Source organism: Micromonospora sp. LOL_023 (assembly GCF_048060115.1).
Taxonomy (GTDB): domain Bacteria; phylum Actinomycetota; class Actinomycetes; order Mycobacteriales; family Micromonosporaceae; genus Micromonospora_E.
The window spans coordinates 1-1,092 of record NZ_JBHMIM010000172.1 but is presented as its reverse complement, the minus strand read 5'-3'; the positions used below and the strand labels follow the sequence as shown (position 1 = coordinate 1,092).

General features: G+C 63.8%; 2 protein-coding genes. Both read left to right on the top strand.

Annotated features, from left to right (window positions below):
• Window positions 1–182: 182 nt before the first annotated feature.
• Window positions 183–476, top strand: a complete 294-nt coding sequence (locus ACFHVL_RS31310) for a transposase (protein ID WP_416632235.1) — start codon at window positions 183–185, stop codon at window positions 474–476.
• A 5-nt stretch (window positions 477–481) separates the two neighbouring features.
• Window positions 482–1,092 (top strand): IS3 family transposase (locus ACFHVL_RS31305; protein ID WP_416632234.1); only part of this gene is annotated, 611 nt, incomplete at its 3' end.

Sequence of the window (1,092 nt, the reverse complement as noted above, 5' to 3'; positions counted from 1 at the left end):
CATCAGGATGCGCTCCCACCAGCCTGGGAAACCAACCGCGAGTCACACTCTCGCCCCCGGTGAATAGCTACGGTGCGGGGTGTCCCTATAGGGCGTCAAGCAGCGAGGTTGAGGTGCCCCGAGGATTCCGGACAGGGAGCCAATAAGGTTATCCTGTAAGGAAAGTCGAGGGAAGAAGCGCGATGGCACGCATAAGCTCATACACCCCAGAGTTCCGTGAAGAAGCGGTACAACTCGTTCTACAGTCGAACAAGCCAGTGTCGCAGGTCGCCCGGGAGATCGACGTGCACCCGGAGACGCTGCGTTCCTGGGTCCGCCAATACCGGCGGGAGAACAGCAGCGCCCAGAACAGCCCACAGATCGGCATCGACGGACGCGCCCGACTGAAGGAACTCGAACGCCGCAACCGGGAACTCGAAATGGAGAACAGCTTCCTGAAAAAAGCCGCGGCGTACTTCGCGAAGGACCCTCGGTAACGAGCTTGTACGAGTTCATCGAGACGATGCGACTCGACACCGCGAAGTACGCCTACCCCGTCGACTTCATGTGCGAACAACTCGGCGTGTCCAGATCCGGATACTACGAATGGAGAACCCGCCCCGACTCCGCGACCGCCACCCGACGAGCCTACCTTCGATCGGCCATCGAGGAGGTGTTCGCCGCGTCCGACGGCACCTACGGGCACCGACGCGTCCACGCGCAACTGCGGCGCCAAGGCGTGTCCGCCGGGCCGGAACTCGTCCGCCAGCTGATGCGCGAACTCGGACTCGTGCCGTGCCAGCCCCGCCCGAGGCGGTGGGGACTCACCCAGCCGTCGTCCGGCACCGTGCCGGACCTCGTCGGCCGGGAGTTCACCGCAGACACGCCCGGCGAGAAGCTCGTCGGCGACATCACGTACATCCCGACCGGCGAGGGGTGGCTGTACCTGGCGACCGTCATCGACTGCTACACGAAGGAAGTCATCGGGTACGCGATGGACGACCACTACCAGACACCGCTAATCTCCCGCGCCATCCGTAACGCAGGGTCATTGCGTAGTCGAGTAGCTGCTGGTCACGGTGGTGATGAGGTCGTGTGGGCGGCGGTTGGCGC